The sequence below is a fragment of the Bartonella sp. AP21QHHD genome, from assembly GCF_042196205.1.
GTDB lineage: Bacteria > Pseudomonadota > Alphaproteobacteria > Rhizobiales > Rhizobiaceae > Bartonella.
Window position 1 is genome coordinate 1 of record NZ_JBHIPT010000093.1, and the last position, 22,065, is coordinate 22,065.

Sequence of the window (22,065 nt, forward strand, 5' to 3'; positions counted from 1 at the left end):
GCTTGTTGTGAAGTCTCAGTGAGTGCTGCAGCCTTAACTTTCTTTATCTCTTTACCTCCAGCATCAATACCATCGGTCGTTATTTTGGGGCCTCCAGAAATCACTAAGCCTGTTGCATCTAAGGTATTCGTCCCTGCTTTTAAGCTCGTTAATGTAACATCCTTAGCTAAATCAAATTTTACATTATTATCCTTATCGCCTTTTGTAATGTTAAGATTGGTACTGCCAGTAGAAAAATCTACTCCGCTATCCATAATGACTGTTTTAGCATTTTTACCGTCAACAGACAGTTTCCAACCATTTTTTCTTACGACATCTTCTAAGTCTTGCAATTGTCTTAGATTCACTGCGTCTGCATCTTCACTACCAGCCGCTACACCTGTAATTTGGCGCGTTTTTTTAGTATCAGCATCACCAACACTAACAGCACCTAATGTAGATTTCCAATAAGATACCTCATTCGTTGCAGGTCCCTGCAGCACAGAAGTATAACCCGGAACACCAGCAGCCCTATTGGCTACAGAATTGCTTCCTATAGCAACACCCCCTACTACCTTCACTTGCGATTTAAAGCCTAAAGCTGTACCGCTGTCCACCTCCACCCGTACAAAACGACCAACAGCAACCGCGTCATTCTTTAGTGCCACTATATCTGCACCAACAGCAACGGATCCACCTCTATGGATCTCAGATTTAGAACCTATGATAACAGATGCCGCTAGCTTTTTATCTCCTTCAGCTAATACCGCCTTCGCTTTATAACCAATAACAACACTGTCCACGGTTTTCGCATCAACATTTTCACCAAAGATGACATTACTTCCCGATACACCACGTTGCATTCCCTCTGTTGAACCACTCCGTAAGATATTAGACACATTAATAATATCTGTATTTTCATCATCCTGTACAAGCTGTTGGTTTAAAGAGCTATCAACCACAAATGACCGTGGACTGACGAGAGACTTTTTATATTGCCCTCCTGCATCTAGGGTTCTTGCCAATACATTTTTGCTATCCGCCATCAAAACATTCACGACAGGACTATAATCACTTACACCAGAGAGGGTTTTAGTTAAAAAATTTGCATAGTCATCGACAGCATTAATCTTTTCTAATCCCGCTTGATTGAGTGCTGTTAAATAATTGTCTTTTGAAACAGAAGAAGCATTCAAACCAGCAACAGAGATAATGCTTTGCGGATAAGAGACACCAGCACTGTTAACACCTTCGAGAAAGGTGTTTCTAAAATCAGGATTTGCTGAAAAAACAGGTGTAACATTCGATAAAAATGTAGCCGCTGTAGCCAATGAAAGAACTTTAACAAAAGAAAAACGAGAAAATTTTAAATCGCTCCCTACTAATTTTGTATATAATTTTTTCATAATGAACTCCCCAATGAAAAAATAACTATAACCACAAAAAAAACACATTTAAACGCTACAAAGTTCTCTGAAATTGGTTTTTCTAAATATATTCAAAAGCTTAATGACTGATTGAAAAGATAGAGAAGTTGATGTTTTGTAGTTAACGTGCTTTGTTCTCTTACCTTTCCTAAAAAGGTAAGTTTTCTTGTGGTGGTTGGTTTTTTTAATCTTTAAACCTGTTGGTTGTTTTTTGCAAGGGGTAGAATTGGTTTAGTATATTGTTTTTATAACTTCCTCCAGTAAAATTGAAATACATTTAAATATATACCTTTGTATTACTAGAAAGTTTTTTAATAGATTTTTAGAAAGTGGAAGATTTTTTAGATTTAAAAGTTAAAGCAGAAAATAATGGACTTATAATTTATGAAAAAACTCATTATCTTATTTTGAAATAAGAAGTTCATTTTGTTGAAATCGTCCGGTTTTTCTGTTTTTTAAACCTGTATTTATCGTTATAGCGCTTATCAATTTATATATATATGTATTTTTACATACGTAACAACAATTCACCCCTGCCTCATGAGACAGGGGTGAAAAGGAATTTTTTATGTATTTTGTTTATTATCAATTCAATGTCATATTGAATCCCGCACCTACACCCCAGTGACCTCCAGAAGTTGTTGCAGATATGTTAGAGCGGTATTTTCCATTTTCTGAGGTGTAACCTGCACCAAAGGCAAATGCAGACTGACTACGCCATAAACCAGTACCAAATCCAACGCTTAATTTTCCAGGTGTATCATTGTAGCGTAAGTTAGACACCGCAAGACCAATAGCCGCTGCTTGTCTTGCCTCTTTTTTCACACTCTCAATACTATAGTTTAAAACATCAAACTTCATATCTGTATATTGCTTAGCCCGATCAACAGCATCATCAATCGCATCAATCACAATATTATTAACCCGTTGATCTGTATACTGCTTGGATTCATCAAGAATAATCTTCATCTGTTCTTTAGTATAATCATGAAGTTGACCACCATTTACAGCCTCTTTCGAGCCTTTTTCAATTTTACCATCAGCGACATTATCAATCAGAACAGGTTCACTGGCATCCCCCCCCGCTAATGTGATTTTATTGGTTTTTTTGCCGTTTTCATCTCTATCATAACGAACAGCGTCCTCTTCAATGCCGTCAACTCTATTATTGATGTTATCAACTTTGGCATCAATATTGATAACTGTATCACCAATATCAGCAATCGTATTGGAAATGGTATCAACTCTGTTGGTAAGATGCTTCACATCTTTTTCGACACCAGTGACACGTTCATTGGTTTCCCAAAGTTGCCCACCATTAACCGCATCTTTCGAGCCTTTTTCAACTTTACCATCAGCTACATTGATAATTTTATTCGGCTTTCCATCGCGACCAGCATCATAGGCTTTTTCTTTATCATTCCACTTTAAAGCATCTGAATCGACCTTGTTGATGACATCATCAATACGGTTATTAATATTTGACATATTTTTATTGACGTCACCAAAAGCATCAGCGACATTATGGTGCTCTGTCTCAACAGTCGTACCATCAGCATTGACTTGAACAATCTTAAAAGTAGGATCTGTCCATTTGCCATTCTCATATTTAGCACCGCCACCGAAATAATTCGCAAGTTGGTTATTCATGGAATAAAGTTGGTTGCCCGTAATGGCATCTGTTGAACCTTGAGCAATCTCACCATCTAAAAGATACTTCAATTTGCTGTTTGTTTTCTGCCCATCTTTTTCATGACGTGCAACAAATGCTTCTTCCTCATCATCCCACAGTAAAGCATCTTTAGAGAAATTTTCAATTTTCTGATTAAACTCATTGGATACATTCGTTAAGCGTTGATTCACATCTTGAACATTATTATCAAGACCTGTTAAAGCATCACCAACATTGTAAAAATTAGCCTTCCCTACTTCACCACCTACAATAGCGGATAAAGTATATTTCAGCCCTTCAAAAGCACCGTTAATGAACTTTGCACCACCGCCAAAAAACTTTGCAATATCTGCTGATATTTTATTAATCTGACTACCATTGATTGCATCGTTGGAATTTTCAGAAATGCTACCATCTTTCACGTTATGAAGAGCAACTGGCCCGTCGTTTTTATTGCCACCTAAAGTCACACTACCATAATTAACATTACCATCGTCATTCTTATCGTAGAGAACCGCAGCAGCAGTTACTGTCTCAATATCTTTAGAAATCTTATCTATGCTTTTATCAAGTTGGTCTTTGTTAACAGCTTCATCACCATTCTCTGCCTCCCGCACGCCAGAAATTTTACGTCCTGAACCACCAACACCTGCAATATTGATCTCAGTACCCGCTGTATCCTTACCAATAGTGATAGGAGCAGAAACTCCGTCTTGCTTAACAAAACTATTTTTTACAACATCGGAAATCTTATTATCAATATTTGTGATAGAAGTATTGACACCATTAAAAGCATCAAAAATATTATGATATTCTTTATCCTGAATAAGGAAAGATGGCTCTATACCTTCGAGTACATCTGTACTGCCACCAAAATATTTCGAGGTATTTTCAGCAACTTTTGATAGATTATCAGTAACAGTTGTAACCTTCTCATTCGTAGCAAACAACTGTGAACCATTTACCGCTTCCGTTGATATTTGAGAAAGTTCTCCATCTTTCACGCCAGAAAGTGTACGATCCATGCCACCTTTATTTACAATGCTGATTTTCGTACCACCTTTTTCCTTACCAATGGTGATATCCCCTTCATTTTCCTCTTGCTTGACAAGGCTATTTTTTGTCGCATTGGAAATCTGATTAGAAATCTCCGTGATAGAATTATTGACACCCTCAAAAGCAGAACCAACATCATTATGTGTGTTGCCCTGTATCGTATAGGTTGGCGCTTTACCGTTAGCTATATCTGTATCACCACCAAAATACTTCGATATATTTGTACTTATACCGTCAAAGCCATTACCCAACTCACTAATCTTTTGGTTAGTTTTATAGAGCTGCGAACCATTTATTGCATCCGTTGAGTTAGCAGAAATATCGCCATCTAAAAGATACGTCAGCTTGCTGTTTGTCTTCTGTCCTTCTCCGTGAAGAGCAACAAATGCCCGCTCATTTTCACTCCACAACAAAGAATCTTTAGAAATACCATCAATTTTCTGAGTAAACTCATTAGCAACATGCGTCAAACGACTATTTACATTTTTGACATTCGCATCAAGCCCTGTCAATGCTGAGCCAACATCAGTATGTACCTTCTGTTCTACAGTGCCATCTGCAGAAACAGTAGATAAATTATATCTTGGTCCTAAAAAAGAACCATCTTGAAATACACTACCCCCGCCAAAAAACTTTGCAATATCTCCGGATATTGTATTAATCTGGCTACCATTGATAGCATCATGCGAACCTTCAGCAATTTTGCCATCTTTGACATTCAAAAGAGCAACTGGTCCTGTACTCTTACCGCCACCTAAAGTCACACTGTTATAGTTAACACTGCTATCATCATTCTTATCATAGAGAACTGCAAACGCACCACCCTCCTTAATATTGTTAATAGTATCAGTAATAGTTGCAATATGACCATCAAGTTGCTTTTTATTAACGGCTTCATCATCGTTTTCTGCAGCTTTTAAGCCTGCGATAGTCCGAGCTCCCTCACTGCCTGCAATATCAATTTTCGTACCACCTTTTTCCTTACCAATGGTGATATCTCCTTCATTTTCCTCTTGCTTGACAAGGCTATTTTTTGTCGCATTGGAAATCTGATTAGAAATCTCCGTGATAGAATTATTGACAGAACTAAAAGCAGAACCAACATCATTATGTGTGTTGCCCTGTATCGTATAGGTTGGCGCTTTACCGTTAGCTATATCTGTATCACCACCAAAATACTTCGATATATTTGTACTTATACCGTCAAAGCCATTACCCAACTTACTAATCTTTTGGTTAGTTTCATAGAGCTGCGAACCATTTACTGCATCCGTTGAATCTTCAGAAATGTCTCCATTCAAAAGAGAGGTAAGCTTGCTGTTTGTCTTCTGTCCTTCTCCGTGGAGAGCAACAAATGCCTGCTCATCATTACTCCACAACAAAGCGTCCCCTTTGACTTCTTGTGTAATATTCGTGATTTTTTCATTGACATCTTTTACTACATTCGTCAGATGCGTATTCACACTCTTCACATTTGCATCAAGACCAATCAAAGCTGAGCCAACGTCATGATAATTGGCTTTTGCCACCTGACCATCTTCAACAATAACAGATAAACTATAGTTTGGTCCTTTAAAAGCACCATTTTCGAACGAGGCACCACCACCAAAATAATTTGCTATATCTCCAGATATTTTATTAATTTGGTTCCCATTGATTGCATCATGCGANGGTTATCTACCCCACCTAAAGTTACGCTACCATAATTAACGGTACCGTTTTCTTTATCATAAAGAACTGCAGCAGCACTTGTAAGATTAATATCATTAGAAATCTTCTCGATACTTTTATCAAGCTGGTCTTTGTTAACAGCTTCATTACCATTTACAGCTGCCTTCACACCAGAAATTATCCTATTTTCACCAGATTTGTTTGCAACATTGATTTTAGTCCCACCTGTTGCTTTACCAACAGTGATAGTACCTTCATTTTCCTCCTGCTTAACAAGGCTATTTTTTGTCGCATTCGTAATCTGATTTTGTATATTCGTGATAGAATTATCAACAGTACTAAAAGCAGATTCAAAATCATTATGTGGCTTACCCTGAATAGTGTAAGTGGGAGCCTTACCGTTAGATACGTCTGCACCACCACCAAAATACTTTGATATATTTTTAGCAATTGTTGCCAGATTATTTGTAACAGTATTAACATTCTGATTAGTCGCAAAGAGCTGCGAACCATTCACTGCATCGGTTGAATTTTCAGTAATATCTCCATTGGCAAGAAATTTAATTTTGCTATTGGTTTTTCCGTCTCCATGCTGTGCTACAAATGCCTGCTCATCATTACTCCACAATAGAGAATCTTTAGAAACACCCTCAATTTTCTGAGTGAACTCATTAGCTACATGTGTTAAGCGGCTATTCACATTGTTGACATTGTCATCAAGTCCTGTCAACGCTGAGCCAACATCAGTATGTACCTTCTGTCCTACAGTACCATCTGCAGAAACAGTAGATAAATTATATCTTGGTCCTAAAAAAGAACCATCTTGAAATACAGTACCCCCGCCAAAAAACTTTGCAATATCTCCGGATACTGTATTAATTTGGTTCCCATTGATAGCATCATGCGAATCTTTAGCAATTTTGCCATCTTTGACATTCAAAAGAGCAACTGGTCCTGTACTCTTACCGCCACCTAAAGTTACACTGTTATAATTAACGGTTTCATCTGCATTTTTATCGTAGAGGACAGCAAAAGCATTCGCTTCCTGAATATTGAAAACCTCCTTGCCAAGATCAGTAACCGTAGCTGATATATTAGTAACCTTATCGTTAATATGGACAATATCCTTTTCAACATCTGTAACACGCTCATTCGTCTTCCAAAGCTGCCTACCATTAATTGCATCATACGACTCTTCAGTAATTTCACCATCTTTAACATTGTGCAGAGCTACCTGCCCACCAGTCTTACCGCCACCTAAAGTCACACCGTTATAATTAACACTGCTATCACCATTCTTATCGTAGAGAACTGCAAAAGCACCACCCTCCTTAATATTGTTAATAGTATCAGTAATAGTTGCAATTTCACCATCGAGTTGTTTTTTATTAACGGCTTCATTGTCTCTCTCTGCGGCCTTTACACCAGAAATACTACGGTCTCCCCCACTGCCTGCAACATCAATTTTCGTACCATCTTTTTCCTTACCAATGGTGATAAGTTTCTGTTCTTCATCCCATTTAACAAGACCATTTCCTGCTATTTGATTTTTTACTTCATTCAGCTGTGCAACATTAACCGCATCAGTCTCTGCACTCCCCGCTGCCACTCCATAAACTTGTTTATTACCAGCAAAAATACCGCTACCAGTCATACGCGGACCACCAGTAATCACGAAACCAAGGTCGCTTAATTGGGTTTTTCCTGCTTGTACACGTCCAACTGTAATGAAGTCATTCAAATCAAATTCTACTGTTTTATCATCTTTTCTTACAATTTTAATGTTCTTGTTTTCATAATTCTCAAGTTCAGCTCCAGCAAAATTGACTGTTTCACCAGGCAGAATATCCACAGCAGCTTCACCGTTAACAGATAACTTCCATCCCCCTGCTCCTTCTACGACAGCTCTCATAGCTTTCAACTGTGCCACATTGACGGCATCAGTATCTGCAGTACCAGCCGCCAACCCAGTAATCTGGCGTGTTATACTACCGTCAGCTTTTCCAACACTGATTGCACTTTTTGTACTTTTCCATGCACCATTGTTTTGTTGTGAATTTTTGTTACTTACAGGATCATAACCAGCAACATTATTAACAACACTGGCAACGGAAGCTCCACCCAAAGCAACTCCGTCTCCAGCAATCACCTGTGCATTTGGACCAATTGCAATCGAATACTTTGTTTGAGCTTGAGCAGCATAACCTATCGCAATCGTATCTTGATCCTTCGCTTCTGCGTTATTCCCCATAGCAATGCCGTGGATACCGGTTGCAAGTCCACCAATAGCAACTGCTAATTCTCCTGATGCACTTGCCTTATAGCCTAGAGCCAAACTACTTTTACCAGTCGCTTTTGTACTTGAACCAACTGAAACCGCATTTTGCGCGCCGGCTTTAGCGGCATAACCTATCGCAATCGCATCTTGACCACCTGTAGCCGCGCTGCTACCAAACGCAATACTATCAATGCCATCTGCCTTTGAAAGCCCACCTATAGCGATAGACGATCTTTTTACCGTTTCCGATCCAATCCCTATGGCAACACTTGCCGCTCCATTCGCAAGAGCAGAAACACCAAAAGCTTGTGCTCCTCCACTCTTTGCAGTTGCACCCGCACCAAATGCTGTTGAATAATTCCCTGTTGCAGCAGATCCACAACCGGTTGCAAAAGAATACACACCATAAGCCTCAGGCATAGCACTCGTGCTACCACCTGTAAGCTTCCCCATATAACCAGTGCTGCTGTTGCTCGTATTACTATCACCACTCCAAGTGACCTTATCAGTGGTCACGCCATAAGGATAACGACCAGAAAAATTTGTATTTTTGGTAAATCTATCATATTGCTGCTCTGCGGTTATTTGATTAGTACTAGCAATTGACTCCTGTTGCTTGCCACCACGACCAATGACATTATCCACACCACAGTAATTATCATCACCCGCAAAAATAATACTGCCATGGCTACCATGGTCATAAGACACACCAGAACCACTCGTGCTCATAGTTTTGTCACCCGTTATCGCGAGATTCGAAGCAACAACAGGAGAAACACTCGATAAGAGTGTGGCCATTGCCGCGCTGAGAGAAAAAGCTTTAATTAAATTTGGTGGGGAATATTTTTTTTTCATAAGAATCTCCTCCTACAGAGTTCAACATCATCACAACGCGTGAAAACACACATGGCAAACCCCTTAGTTTGCGCACTTCAAAAACCAATAAATCAAGAAAAACCCCTCCCATCGACACCGCTATTTATTACGGCACCGCCCTAAAATCTTTGTGACAACATCGAATCTAGAAAAGTCCCCAACCCTTTTAGCTAGAGGGATTCAAGCTAAAAAATAAATAAAAACACAAAACTTTGAAAATATACTGTTATCTCCATTCAAAAATACTGCGATTTATCTCTTAACAAAAATAGTTTCACTAAAGAGCAATTCTACTTTTCAAATAAAGCGCATCAGAAGAATGGCAAGAGTGTAAAAATTATTTTTTATAAATTTATAAAAATACTTCTCAATAACTTAGCTGTTCTTATAAGCACAAATTTATGATTTTTTAACTTATAGCATAATGTAATAATGACGATTATCATGATAATCTCACTTTTTGTTGCGAGGTAAACTGTTTCAATATATTATACATCTCTTTGAAAGAAATCTGTCTTAAATATAATGATGCACGCTCTGTAAAAAGTTTTAACGTGCTCATCTTATCATCTTCATAAAAAGACAAAAGCGCGCCTATAAATAGTCTTTCGTTCTTCTCTCTTATATATCTGTTACCCTTCTATAGGAACAAAACATCGTCATTGTATTTTCACTGTTGTCCGTATCTTTTCTTCAACCAACAAATATTTCAGGAATGGCACTATATTAGCTTCTTTTTGAAGAAATTTTGTTTGTATCACTACTCGTCATTCTTTTTATGAACCATTTTATCTTTAATCAGAGAAATACATTGATTTATAATGATAGTTTCTCGTTTTTCAGATCGAATAAGAGACTCGAAAATCGTGAGATTTTCACATTCCAAACTTGGTTATACAGCAGAAAATCAAAAAAGTTTTATTTTTTTTAAAGGCTGTTCATTCGTATCTTATGAAATTCTAGATGTGCTTTTCAGTTTCGATTTTACGCTTTAAATGTAATTTTAAAAGTGGCAAAGTGGCTTCGACTTCTTCTATATCATTGAGGTTTTGAATAAGCTCTTGCAATCTTCCATAAAGCTCTGCTGCTAATTCCGCAACATCTTCAGGAGAAAGTGTTATTTTTGCATCATGATAGGTCGTATAAACTAAATGTCCCAGCTTTTTCATCAGCCCAGTAGGAATCGCCTGCGGTTTAAAACCAGCTGCTTTTGCCTTTGCCATATCTGAAAACATCTCGCCATTTCCCGTTACTAGCCAATCTAATGAAACACCACAAATTTCTTGATATTTGGAGAGCGCAGAGGCTGTAGGCTCACTTATACCAGTTTCATAAGTTCCTATAGAGCCAGCAGTGATACCAAGATGTTCAGCAAACTGCTTACGCTCTGTAAAACCAAGAGCGTGACGCACTTTACGAAAACGTTTTGCCAACTCAGTTTTAGGTTTTGCTTCCGGACGAGCCAAAAAAAACACTCCAAAATCAATATAATTGTTGACTAAATAATTATATTGATTTACATCTATCATTACTGCCCCTTAAGAAGAGCAGTTATCACATACATAACCCCACAAAAACGGATGTTACAGCATCCATTCAAGCAGGAGCGAAAATTATGACAATTACAAAAATGCAATCGCCGTGGTATTTTTCTGAGCTGCGCCCCTGTAATATAACCTTGGAAAAACTCAAGCCTATCAGAGGCTATTTTCCAGAGTCAAAAACATTTGGACACAGGCCAATGAAAAAACTAAATGCGCCACTGCCAACTCTATCAGTTTGCATGCCAAGCCAATTCTTGCCAACTGCTTTCTCAAAAGTTGCAGTCATATTCTTTCAAAAGCAAAAAGCCTAATACGATTCTCTTCATTTCATGCTGTGTAATATACCACTGAAATCTTATTACAAAAATATGCTAATGCATTTCCCATAGGTTTTTATAAGGTAAAAAGTTTATCAATGTCTAAAAATCAATATAAAATAGGCAAAATAATTGGTATTCTACAAAAAACGAGATTATCACTCGTTATTAAAAAGTTAGACGTTTACAAACCCTGTTTGCTTATTTTATATATTAATGGCACTGATTTAGCTGTAACTGGCAATAGAGATTTCAGGGTGTTTGGTTTATCGTCAGAATACTCTTCCTCTACGCATATTAAAAGCCTTTTGGCAATGTATTTTAAATGCTATAAATTCTATAGTAAACACATTGCCATCCATATTTACAATTGGGCGCTTCAAAATCTTGGAGTAATAAAATCTTTAATAGGCTTTGATTTAAAAGCGCGTATTTTGCAGAAAATTGACAAAACCATGAGGTTCGTATACATGGCAATTCTAAGTGATGATAGTGGAGTGATACTTAAAAAAGCTGCATGGAAACCCGCAACGTTGAGGAATTAAGCATGACCTCTTTATGCGATAAAGAATTATCTGATACACTGGTTGGTCTTTATGACGACTATCAACGCGGTTTCGACATTGGAGAAGAACTTAAACTGTGCGTGGATTTGGCGTTATCTCTTGAATTGGAACTCAGTATTCACCGTTTAAGTGAAACAGATGCTGTTTTAAAAAAAGAGATTGTGCAAACCTTGCATCGTCGTAGAAATACTCATTCCAATGAAGATGAAATTGATACAATTTTTCATATGGATTTTGAAAAACAAAAATAATACAATACTCTCCCCATGTAATACGATATTCCCTCATCGCTTTACTTTCTGCTACGCTTAGACAAAAAACTTTCAAGAAGATTTAAAGTGTTACGTTTTCGTCTTCTTAACAACAGTGAGATGAATTAAAGAAACGCATCAATTCTTTTAGATCATTATCAAAAAATAGAGAGTATTCTCTAGCATACATCAATTTATGCTTTGTTCATTAAGCACCAACTTTTACATTTTCTCAACTCTCCTTTAAAAGCAAAATGTGAAATGTACTGCAGCGTAAATATTTATAAAATAGCGTATGTTGTCCACACTTAAATGTAATTTATTGTTTTTCATGTTTATAAAACAGCACTATGAGTATTCCAACAAACGCAACAATGCTTTGAAAAAAATATATCGATTGAGGTGATATTCTACTGTTATCGCTTGCCATAATGAGATAGACTCCGAGGATCAAGCATCCAGAGATACCATTAAAACTTGCCTGCAATCTTCCTTGGTATTCAGGATCACAAGAGAGTTGTGATAAAGAAATCGAAAGAGCCCAACTCGAAAGTCCAAATCCAATCATAAAGTAAACAGGAAAAACAACAAAATTGTGTGTATTAACAGATAGAATAGCAAGGCCAATAGCCATAAAAGCTAATAAAATGGCTAATGTTTTCCTTATGGATAAAACTTTACAAAGAAGTGGTGAAAAAAACGCACCTGTCAATACACCCATAGAATAAAGCACCTCAAATATTGCAAAGGTCCTGTTATCCGCATGTAAAACCTCTTGTATATAAGGAACGAGAATAACAGGAACGGTCATCAAAAGAGTCATAATAATCATCTGGCTTATATAAGGTACAACAAGAGCTGGATTCTGTTTAAAATAATGAAGGGATGCTGTATAATTTTCCCACCAATTTTGCTGGTTTTGTTTTTTAGATCTTCGGTTTTTAGGTACCTTCATTGCAAAATTAAACAAACCAGCAATGATAAAGAATATACCACCTATTAGAAGAGTTCCTTTTGTTCCTGCATAGGACAGTATAAATCCACTTAAGCCCATACCTACGATAGTGCCAAGTTCATAAACCATATCGATGGTTGCATTTGCATTGATGAGCTGTTCCTTCAGCACAATACTTTGAATTAAAGAAATAGCTGATGGCATATAAAAAGGGATAAAAATACCCAAAAGAGCAGATAAGACCATCAATTCAATTTCTATACCAAAATGCCAAAGCATTACCCAGCTTACAATTACCAAACCTCTCACAAGATTTGAAATAATAATCTGCGTTTTACGGTTATATTTATCTGCCAATATGCCAAAAATAGGCGCAAAAATAATGCTAGGCGTCCAAAGAAAAAGCATCATCAACGCTACACCACGGATTGAGCCCGTCTGATTGTAAGCGAGCCATGACAATGTAATATAATTTAGTCCACTTCCAAATGTAGCAAATAAGCCGCTCAAAGTAAAATAGAGAAAAGTTCTATTTTCAAATAAAGCAATGCGTTCCTTCAAATTTGAAGTGAACATAAATTATCCTCTAAAATGAATACCAGTCGATATGCATGATACATCCTGTTTAAAAACAGGCATTCTTACAATTTTTATTTTAGATCATTAAATTTAAGAAAGCAAAATTTCTTTTTTGAGGCTTTTACAATCTTTGTGCTGTTTTATGATTAATTCTTCTATGAAAACGGAACATTTATGGACAAAAACAAAATTAATATTTTATGTGCGTTTTATTCAGAAGCTACACCTTTATACATATGTGAAACAATTTTACGGTATGGAAGCTTCACTCACATTATTGTCCTTATTATTCTGTGCACTAAAATATGCTCGAGTATATTCCTCCATGTCGTTCTTCTATCACCACACTTCGTCTCTAAAAGAATAAACATACTATTATCCTCACAATAAATATTGCTAATTTTTCTACTCCCCTTCTCTAAATCTTTTAAAACAAGCCCATTACAGTTAGTTTTCTAATTAAAATATATAACGTGATATTTTTCCTGAGCAGTTAAATTATTGCAATCACATCTCTAAAGTTTCAGATTTAGAGTAAGAATACATAAAGGAGGATTTATCGTGGATAAATTGATTAATAAATGATTTTATTCATAATCAAAAAAACTTATCTATATGATGTCGTATTTGATGATGAATTAAAGAAACAGGAGTAGTTCCATCAATTGTTATAAACCGCTCATCTATTTCCGATAAAACTTTGTATACTTTGTAAATTTTTTCAATAAAAGAGAGTTTTTCTTCATATTTTAAGTTTAAACCATCCCTTTTCTGCAACCGTTCCAGTATAGTAATGGGCGGTAAATGAAGATAAAATGTAATATGAGGTCTTGGAATAGATTGATTTAATTTAACGACACTTTCAACAGAAAGCTCTCGAGCATAAAAATAAGCAAGACTAGAATAAACATATCGATCGCTAATTAATAAATTTTGCGATGACGTTAAGGAAGGTTCAATAATTTCAAGCGTATGTTTGCGTCTATCTGTCGCTGCTAAAAGTGCTAAAAGTAACGGATCAATTGCTTTTCCAGTATCTAAGTAATCTCTAATTTCTGGATTATTTCTATACCAATAACTGGGTTGAGAAGTTCTTATTATATGTTTTTCTGTTGAGTAATGGCGAGCAATTTCTTTGAAGACCACATGGAGTTATAAACTTTTTTATCAAGATACATTTTGTCTATATACTTTCCATAAGTTAAATTGTTTTATATCTGAAATCTCTTAATGTTTAATAAGGTGTTTTTTAACTCGTCTCTAAACAGAAAAACACAATACTCCCGCATTTTGTATAACTTATTAACTTTATGATAAATGGCGGTATATAGACTTAGTTTTAAGATAAGGTTATATTTTAGACAACTTAAAATGAGATTAAGTATTTGTAAAAAATATATTTTTTGATCACACTCCATAACCTGCCATTTTTTAACGAATTCTAGTAGAGTTTCTGAGGATTACTCCTATAGCGTCGTGTAAATGTATAGAAATGAGTTCGATCTCAGTATATTATTGTCCCTTAAGAGCTGGTACTGGATTGCACTACATAGAAATCTAATGAAATCAACTCTATCTTTTCTCAAACCACTGCCCTCGCTATAAGCATTTGATATTCAATTCCGTCAAAAAGCAGCAGAGCAATTCTTGGAAAACATCGCTGAGATATTGAAATATGCCTTGCAAAAGCGTTTAAATCAAATGTTTCACTATATTTTTCGGTATATTCATAAACTGAAATTAAGAATATTATAATAAGACCTCAAACAACGACGACGCCCAAATCAGCCGTAATAAAGCCTCCTAAAACTGAACCAATAATACCTCTCTATCAGACAGACTACCATGTAAAGGTTTTAATACAATACCTTAGCGCTAATGCCATAAATGTTTCTGATAGATAACGAAGTTTATTGTCACAACAACATCTAACAACGGTCAATAGAAAAACCTAAACCTTGAGTATAAATGGAGGAAATCTTAAGAGTGCAAACACAGCCCTCCCAAGAACATAGCTATACTGGTCATTTAGCGAAGAAACTCCTCATTGGAAAAGCACCTCACAAGAGATACAGTAAAAATACCAACCGCCTCCGCTCTCAGTTTCTCCAAAATTAGCTATCCCTATGATAAACGTTATCGTTCAAATCTGTATCATGCTTCTATCGAAAAAACTTGACATGCCTAACAACACATATATTAGCTTTTTGTAAAAATGTATAATGTATAGCATGTGTATTTAACATGGGGGGATAATGTGCACAAACAACTGATGTTTCGGTTTTATGGGCTTGTTGTCCTGCTGTATCTTTCTGATATGGTTTTATTTTTAAGTAATCTTTGGAATGCTTATCGCATAACATCCTCATCGGTTTTCCTGGGCGTAACCATGGCTTTGGGCACCCTTATGCCCTATCTTCTGAAAAAAAGCGGTCTTGTGCGCATTAAAGCCTCACTGCGGTTGGTCGATTTATACAAAAGGCGGATCATTATCTATAGCCTTCTTTTATTGATTGCTCTTTTCCATTACGCTGATTCCCCCTTTGGTTTTATCGCTGTCTCTATCTCTATCGGCTATCTCTCTTTGATTACCTTAAGCACACTCGAGACTTATAATACTAAACTAGCACTTAGTGGTTATATTAGCGCCCAAAAGGCTTCCCGCATTATGCAAACAGTGGTGCAAATTGGCGCATTTTTGGGAGCAGCACTAAGTGGTTATCTCTTAGAAGCGACCAGCCCTCGAGGGGCAGCGGCTGAAATCGGTTATAATGGTTTGATTGTGACACTTTGTGTATTTGACATCATTATAAGCCTTATAGCCGGATATATTATATTTTGCGATGAATACAACGCTACAGATACCACAGCACTTGCAACTGGTAAGAAGCCAGCACCTACACCGCAAGCGGATGGACTCTCCCGTGAACTTAAACTTTTATGCGTCTGCATAGGACTTATTGGCTTTCATATTTGCGCTTATAATACGCTGGCAACCATTCTTTTTCAGAGTGTGAAAAATTTTGGCTCTGAATACTATGGGCTTTGCAGTGCGGTTGCGGGCATGGGCGCTTTTTTGGCTGCTTTTATCAAAATCCCTCGTTTTGAATTTATTCTCCCAGCCCTTATATTGAGCGTAGCTGATCTTATTTTTAGCACCACACAATCGCCCTATTTGGCTGTGGTCTTTTGCTTTTTTATTGGCTTTTCAATGAATACCATGCGAATTAATGCCCGCAAACATACGATTGAAGCGACCAAAACAGAGGCTCAAGCAGAGCTGGTGGGAAGCTATAGCGGCATGCTTTATACTCTCTCCCAGTCGGCAGGTTATGTCATTCTTGGTCTTCTTACAAGCTCTGCCCTTATGGGTCCTCAAGCAGCTGTTTATCTTCTGCCCCTTATAGGGTTGATAATCTTTATTTATGTTCTTTTCCTTTTATTACAGCGGAACAAAGTATGAGAAAACCTATTCTTATTGTCGACCCTTTCTCCACGGGTGCCCTCTATGGCCCTGCTTTGCAAAAATTAGGCTATGCTTGTTATGGTCTTGTCTCTCAAGCAGCTCCTTTTTCACACTTTATGCTTTCTTATCAGGGAAAGGGCATGGCAGAAGCGAAGCTTCATAGTGTAGATGAGATAAAGAAACGTTTTCCTATCGGCACGATAGAGGCTGTAATAGCGGGTGCCGAAAGAGGTATCTATTGTGCAGAGCAATTGGCGGCTTATTATGGTTGTCTTGGGAATAACCCCTTGACTACCGATTGGCGACGGAAAAAAGCAGCGATGCAAAAACGTCTTTGTGAAAATGGTTTATCTTACATCCGATCAAAAATTCTTACAAAAAACGATTGTACTCTCGATGGCTTTGAAAGCCACAGCGGCTATGTGGTAAAGCCAAATGATTCTGCAGGGAGTGATGGTGTTTTGTTTTTCTCTAATCTTGAGGAAGTAGTAACGTGGGCCTCTGAAATCAACTGGAAGAAAAAAAATATTTTTGGCGCACCTAACGAGGCCTATTTGCTCCAAGAAAGATTGGAGGGAGAGGAATACATCGTCGATGCCGTTGTAAAGGGAGAGGCTATAAAAATATGTAGTTTGTCACGATATAAAAAAGGTATTCATAATGGAAGTACTTTTGTTTATGAAACGCTTGATGTGCTTGATTCTCAAGATCCCTCTTATGCCTCTCTTATCTCTTATGCAAAACAATGCATTCGCGCGCTGGGGATTGAATATGGACCTGCGCACGTGGAAATCATGCAAACAGCTCGTGGTCCAGTGATGATCGAAGTAGGAGCCCGCCTCCACGGAGGAATTGCACCCACCTTGTTCGCGCATTGCTATGAAGATGGTTTACTTGAAAGCTCCGTTAACCTTATTGCAGGCGTGTTTTCGCAAACCCCAAGTCGCTTTAAGAAAAAAGGGCGTATTATCTTCCTTATCAACGAGATCGACGGTCATATTATAAAAGATGTTAACGTATGGCGGCAAAAGCTTCATTCTTGGGAAAATGTGGTTCATTTTACGCTTTTTTTTAAAGAAAACGAGCCCCTCCCCCTAACCATCGATTTAAATACCTGCCCAGCTATTATAGCAATTTGGGGACACAATGATGATGAATTATCAGCTTTGGAGAGGATCATTCGTAGCAATTTCCTATAAAATACAACAATTGGGAGGAAAACATGGATTCAGCAGCGCAAATAATTGAAAATATAGACAAATATTAAAAATGGAAGCAGATCGTTTTTAAAGAATTCGATGCAACCATGAATAACACAATTAGACCTTTTCCCTGCCTATTCGGTGTAAATGGATACTCAAAAAATATGCTTAGATTTGGGTTCTACAACAAGCTGACCTCAAAAAATATAATGGAAGATCTGATAACTTATTGCGATAATTATAAAAGTTTTGGAAAGAACACATCTTTTGTTGCATTCGAGAAACCGACCCCATACAAAGTATCGAAGTTTATAGAGAAAAATTCTGGTCTACACTTAAAAATTTGCGAGATTTTGACAACCGAGAATGACCTAAGTATATACAAAAAATATGTACAATCGTCTATGGGAGTTCTGCTTTCATGGCGAACCTATGTTTATAGTTTGCAATATCCCGTCTCATATAAACAGAATTAAGTAAGTTCTATATTTATGTTAACTTTCCAGCTTAAGTGTTTTTTCTAAGTCTTCTCTCTACAGAACAAAATGTATTCTCGTTGTAGGAAAAAGGCCTGAACCTTTTGATATTATCACAAAATCTCCTTTTTTAAGAAAATATAGCAAACTCCAAAATAGAGAATGGACGCAATATTTTCTGCAAGGCAACACTATTGAATCCCTACCTTGCTCATATCATCTAATGAAACACGATAATGACTAAGTTTTCTAAAATTAAATTAAATAAAAATATTTATGATATATTAAAAATGATACTGCCAAAACAAGGCTCGATAGAGATTCAAAGGGATTTTCCAAAAAATACATAGCACTCCGTATAATGCAGTGTGTATGTATAAAACTTCTCAGGATGATCGTGTTAATAGCAATGTTTAGGGGGGCCTTTTTGGGAAAGATTGTACAGAAATTATGAGTATCTCTAGGAGAAAAAACGCTGATTTTTAGAACAGAGAGAAACATTGATTATAACAGTTTATTAGGCTAAACGCAGAATATTCTCCTAATAATGGATGGTTAAATTATAACGGGATAGGTTTTTGATAATCATAAAGAAAAAGGTAGAGAGCGTGTTTCTTTTAGTTAAGAAAGAGTGTTGCTCATTTTTTTCTAAAAGTAAGTAAATTCAAAGATAATTTTTTGTTCTTGTAGTGGTGAGAAAATAATTGTCGAAGTCAATGAAGGGGAGATTCCAATAGATTGTTACAAAGTTTAATAAAAGTTGGAATACTTAAAAATTCTTAGTTCCTATGATGATTTAAGAATACCAGATTAGGATACGGAGAATTCAAGAGCTCAAAACTTTGTGATAATATTGGTTTAGAATTACATCTTGTTCATTCAGACGAGATGAGCCAATTATTATATGTCACAGAGACATATGGGTGGAAAATTTTAAAAAAGCTTATCCAGAATCTGACTTAAAGGTTATTGGAACTTTAGTAGTAAGATTGGCTTGGTCTCATGTTTCTCAAAAATTAGCAACCAATCTTGTTGTGACTAGACTAAATTTGGAAGATCTGCTCACTGAGCGTTTTTATAATATTATTGAAATGATAAAAATATTAATATCTCTTCTTGTCTCGGACATGAAGCCGGTGCTATTTGTATTTATTATCCGTTGCACCATTGTCCGAAATATATTTTAAGTGGTTGTCACTTGAAATATGCCTTGGAAAATTATTTGGCAAGAGAGCGTACCTATATGTATTGGAAAGTAATTTCCTATTATTTGTCTCAATCTATGGGTACAACGCTGCCAAGTATAGAATTCATGCTGACAGATGACTTTCAAAAAATAAGTGCCTATAACGCATTTGAACTAAACTTTTATGAAAAACTGGAATTTAGTACCGAACCATATTCGACAATGGAGAAAATCATAAAATGGCTTGAGTCTCTGTTTAAGAGGGGGGAGGCTATTGCGTAATTCTGTTTTTCTTATGATTGTGATTGGTTGTTTGACGAGTTTTTGTGCTAGTGGTGTATTATCTATCGGCCTTTCTTTATTACAATTCCAAGATACAACTGGAGAAGCATCTGCTGCTTTAAATGTCGTTAATTTAATCGCAATTGGAATTGCTGGCTTATGTTTGGGAAACGTGTTGGTGCACTATCAAGGCTTTATAATTGGGTTTTATAGCCAAATTATTTGCGCTTGTTTATTGTCTTTCTTATTATTTATGAACAATCCGGTACTTATTTTATTTGTATTTTTTTTACTTGCTCTCTTGATGGGGGCTGATAACCCAAATAACAATAGTGCCTTGAATCAGCTGGTTCCAGCTCCCAAACAAAAAGCTGGAATTTTTGCATTTTACACTAGTTGCTGTCAGTTTTTTGTTATTATATCCCCATTGCTTATATATTTTATAATTGCGCATTTGGGGCACAAAATAGCCATAGCCTTTATTGTATTTATCTATCTTTTGAATGCCTGCTTATGGTTTCGTATAAAGTCTATACAACAACTAAACAGAGCAAAAGAGCTATTAAAAAAGCCATCTCAAAAAGCTTATGGAGTTGGGTTCAGGTGCCTTTGGCGGATTTCTGCGTTGCGTTTTTTAACGATTAATCGTATTTTGAATAATTCTCTCTATACGGGGCCTATTGTTTTATTGCCACTTGTTCTTGCTTCTATAACATCAGATAATATAAAATTTACAGCTATTCAAAATTCTATTTTTGCTTTGTCAGCACTGGGTTTTGTGATCAATGGTCTTATCTCATCTTATTATTTACGGAAATTTCCATCTTTAATTCGTTTTTTTGTATGGGGGGCACCGGCTTTTGCCGTGATCGCAATCTCTTTTGTTTTATATTTAAATTTTACTCAATATTCCCTTTATATTATGGGTTTTTTATTAGGTATTGGGCAATTTTATTTTAGGATATCGGGAATAACAATTGGACAAGCTATCACACCTAGTGAAAATTTAGCCGAGGTGATTTTGGCAGGCGACGCCAGTGTACGCATCATAACAGCTTTATTTTCTATTGTGCTTTTATATGCAGGAAATTTTTTTTCATTTTCTATATTATACATCCTATGTGTATTTATAGGCTTTTGCGCCCCTTTATTTATTTTGCACGGACTATCTATTTACATACAAAGCTTAAAGATAAAAGAAAGCGCCACATGAATGATATTCAATTATTACGTCAGCCTTTTTTTGATTATCGTATAGATAAAAATTTTGTACAAATATTCATGACATTAATTTTAAATAAGCACATTGCGTGAGAAAAGCTGAGGTGTTCGTTACCTCTCATGTGGATAAAACGCATTTAGCCCGTTAAGCAACGAAATTGCAAATAGCACTATGATCACCATTAATTCTAAAAGCTCTACCAGAAGTTAGTGATAATGGCAAAAATCCTTTAATGATATTTGAAGAGATCGTTTATGCTAGATCAGGTTATCTCAAGATCGAGAGGAGAGGAGCTTAAAAAGTGTAAAATTCATGGAAATTCAACAACAATTTCTAGTTGTACATAATGACAGGTATAGATTGGCGCGAACTGGTCAATTGCAACAGCAAAAAATCCTGCAAATGCTGAGCTTTTTAAACTATGTCATATCAAGCATATGAAAGTTCGTTTTAAATTAATGGCGGAGAGAGAGGGATTCGAACCCTCGATATGGTTTCCCATATACACGCGTTCCAGGCGTGCGCCTTCAACCACTCGGCCATCTCTCCAGAAGTTCGCACTATACCCAGAAAGAAATAACGTGCAAGTCTAAACTATACATTCAAAACCCAAAAAACAAATTCATTTATTAAAGTAAGAGCTTTTATCTGTTGAATAACAAGCACATCCCTTCTTTTTAAGAAAAAACTTTTTTCGTGGATAGGTTTGTAGAATACAATAATGAGAATAAAAAGATTGTCACCAGTTATAAACTTTCATGCTCATTTACGCACTTTCTGCTTCACAAAAAAATACTTCTCTTAAAATTAGCATACAGTCCATAGTTTTACACAACCAAATAATTAAAATCACTTACTTATACGTCATAGGAAGGGATGCTATGTGGGGGAAGAACATTTTAAGAGAGGATAAGCGGCTCTTATGCATTTTCTTAAATAGCACGAATTTTTGCAACATTGAGAGCTGTAAAATAGTGTGATGGTATCAGTTTTCTCTTTCATAGGATTACATAATAAGCCCTATTCTAAATCCTCTATTCAATTTCACACTTCTATATTT

Annotated in this window: 12 protein-coding genes, 1 tRNA gene and 2 pseudogenes; 8 read left to right on the forward strand and 7 right to left on the reverse strand. The window is 36.4% G+C overall.

What is annotated here, in order from left to right; translation table 11 throughout:
• From ACFIMC_RS05445 to ACFIMC_RS05460, 4 genes and pseudogenes are all read right to left on the reverse strand, one after another.
• A pseudogene (locus tag ACFIMC_RS05445) lies at nucleotides 1-1,385 on the reverse strand (hypothetical protein); the annotation flags it as partial.
• Between the two features lie 606 nt (nucleotides 1,386-1,991).
• A complete protein-coding gene (locus ACFIMC_RS05450) occupies nucleotides 1,992-5,663 on the reverse strand; it encodes a Vomp family autotransporter (RefSeq protein ID WP_404977327.1) in 3,672 nt (1,223 codons plus the stop codon).
• Between the two features lie 89 nt (nucleotides 5,664-5,752).
• Nucleotides 5,753-8,938: a hypothetical protein gene (locus tag ACFIMC_RS05455; RefSeq protein WP_375685698.1), complete on the reverse strand. Its 3,186-nt coding sequence runs from the start codon at nucleotides 8,936-8,938 to the stop codon at nucleotides 5,753-5,755.
• Between the two features lie 980 nt (nucleotides 8,939-9,918).
• On the reverse strand, nucleotides 9,919-10,425 hold the full coding sequence (locus tag ACFIMC_RS05460; protein ID WP_375612888.1) for a helix-turn-helix domain-containing protein: 507 nt from the start codon (nucleotides 10,423-10,425) through the stop codon (nucleotides 9,919-9,921).
• 149 nt (nucleotides 10,426-10,574) lie between these two features.
• Here ACFIMC_RS05460 and ACFIMC_RS05465 point away from each other — a divergent pair, with 149 nt between their 5' ends.
• The 3 genes from ACFIMC_RS05465 to ACFIMC_RS05475 all read left to right on the forward strand — a co-directional run bounded on the left by ACFIMC_RS05465 (nucleotide 10,575) and on the right by ACFIMC_RS05475 (nucleotide 11,637).
• The gene (locus ACFIMC_RS05465) at nucleotides 10,575-10,814 is read left to right on the forward strand and encodes a hypothetical protein (RefSeq protein WP_375612875.1); all 240 of its coding nucleotides are present in this window, start codon (nucleotides 10,575-10,577) and stop codon (nucleotides 10,812-10,814) included.
• 104 nt (nucleotides 10,815-10,918) lie between these two features.
• Nucleotides 10,919-11,365, forward strand: a complete 447-nt coding sequence (locus ACFIMC_RS05470; RefSeq protein ID WP_375611456.1) for a hypothetical protein — start codon at nucleotides 10,919-10,921, stop codon at nucleotides 11,363-11,365.
• A 2-nt stretch (nucleotides 11,366-11,367) separates the two neighbouring features.
• Entirely contained in the window at nucleotides 11,368-11,637 is a 270-nt protein-coding gene (locus ACFIMC_RS05475) for a hypothetical protein (RefSeq protein WP_012754562.1), read from the forward strand.
• A 319-nt stretch (nucleotides 11,638-11,956) separates the two neighbouring features.
• Here ACFIMC_RS05475 and ACFIMC_RS05480 read toward each other — a convergent pair whose 3' ends face one another.
• Both ACFIMC_RS05480 and tmk read right to left on the reverse strand, forming a co-directional pair.
• Nucleotides 11,957-13,168, reverse strand: coding sequence for an MFS transporter (locus ACFIMC_RS05480; RefSeq protein ID WP_375680972.1), 1,212 nt, complete (start codon nucleotides 13,166-13,168; stop codon nucleotides 11,957-11,959).
• A gap of 600 nt (nucleotides 13,169-13,768) precedes the next feature.
• Nucleotides 13,769-14,317, reverse strand: coding sequence for a dTMP kinase (gene tmk, locus ACFIMC_RS05485; protein WP_375612872.1), 549 nt, complete (start codon nucleotides 14,315-14,317; stop codon nucleotides 13,769-13,771).
• 1,126 nt (nucleotides 14,318-15,443) lie between these two features.
• Here tmk and ACFIMC_RS05490 point away from each other — a divergent pair.
• The 5 genes and pseudogenes from ACFIMC_RS05490 (at nucleotide 15,444) to ACFIMC_RS05510 (ending at nucleotide 20,996) form a co-directional block, all read left to right on the forward strand.
• On the forward strand, nucleotides 15,444-16,634 hold the full coding sequence (locus tag ACFIMC_RS05490) for a hypothetical protein (RefSeq protein WP_375636445.1): 1,191 nt from the start codon (nucleotides 15,444-15,446) through the stop codon (nucleotides 16,632-16,634).
• Nucleotides 16,631-17,836, forward strand: a complete 1,206-nt coding sequence (locus ACFIMC_RS05495) for an ATP-grasp domain-containing protein (protein WP_375672091.1) — start codon at nucleotides 16,631-16,633, stop codon at nucleotides 17,834-17,836. Before ACFIMC_RS05490 ends, ACFIMC_RS05495 begins: the two co-directional genes overlap by 4 nt.
• 167 nt (nucleotides 17,837-18,003) lie before the next feature.
• Nucleotides 18,004-18,075, forward strand: a pseudogene (locus ACFIMC_RS05500) (YqcI/YcgG family protein); the annotation flags it as partial.
• 154 nt (nucleotides 18,076-18,229) lie between these two features.
• Complete coding sequence (locus tag ACFIMC_RS05505) at nucleotides 18,230-18,319, forward strand: YqcI/YcgG family protein (RefSeq protein WP_375612870.1); 90 nt, start codon at nucleotides 18,230-18,232, stop codon at nucleotides 18,317-18,319.
• Between the two features lie 1,456 nt (nucleotides 18,320-19,775).
• The gene (locus ACFIMC_RS05510; protein ID WP_375668142.1) at nucleotides 19,776-20,996 is read left to right on the forward strand and encodes an MFS transporter; all 1,221 of its coding nucleotides are present in this window, start codon (nucleotides 19,776-19,778) and stop codon (nucleotides 20,994-20,996) included.
• A gap of 468 nt (nucleotides 20,997-21,464) precedes the next feature.
• On the opposite strand, the gene ACFIMC_RS05515 is transcribed toward ACFIMC_RS05510, so the two are convergent.
• Nucleotides 21,465-21,554, reverse strand: a tRNA-Ser gene (locus ACFIMC_RS05515).
• Nucleotides 21,555-22,065: the final 511 nt, after the last annotated feature.

What these genes read in the sequence shown, in the direction of transcription:
- ACFIMC_RS05480 (WP_375680972.1), bottom strand. Translation starts at nt 13,168, where the DNA reads ATGTTCACTTCAAATTTGAAGGAACGCATTGCTTTATTTGAAAATAGA.
- ACFIMC_RS05505 (WP_375612870.1), top strand. Translation starts at nt 18,230, where the DNA reads ATGTACAATCGTCTATGGGAGTTCTGCTTTCATGGCGAACCTATGTTT.
- ACFIMC_RS05465 (WP_375612875.1), top strand. Translation starts at nt 10,575, where the DNA reads ATGACAATTACAAAAATGCAATCGCCGTGGTATTTTTCTGAGCTGCGC.
- ACFIMC_RS05490 (WP_375636445.1), top strand. Translation starts at nt 15,444, where the DNA reads ATGTTTCGGTTTTATGGGCTTGTTGTCCTGCTGTATCTTTCTGATATG.
- ACFIMC_RS05475 (WP_012754562.1), top strand. Translation starts at nt 11,368, where the DNA reads ATGACCTCTTTATGCGATAAAGAATTATCTGATACACTGGTTGGTCTT.
- ACFIMC_RS05470 (WP_375611456.1), top strand. Translation starts at nt 10,919, where the DNA reads ATGTCTAAAAATCAATATAAAATAGGCAAAATAATTGGTATTCTACAA.
- ACFIMC_RS05495 (WP_375672091.1), top strand. Translation starts at nt 16,631, where the DNA reads ATGAGAAAACCTATTCTTATTGTCGACCCTTTCTCCACGGGTGCCCTC.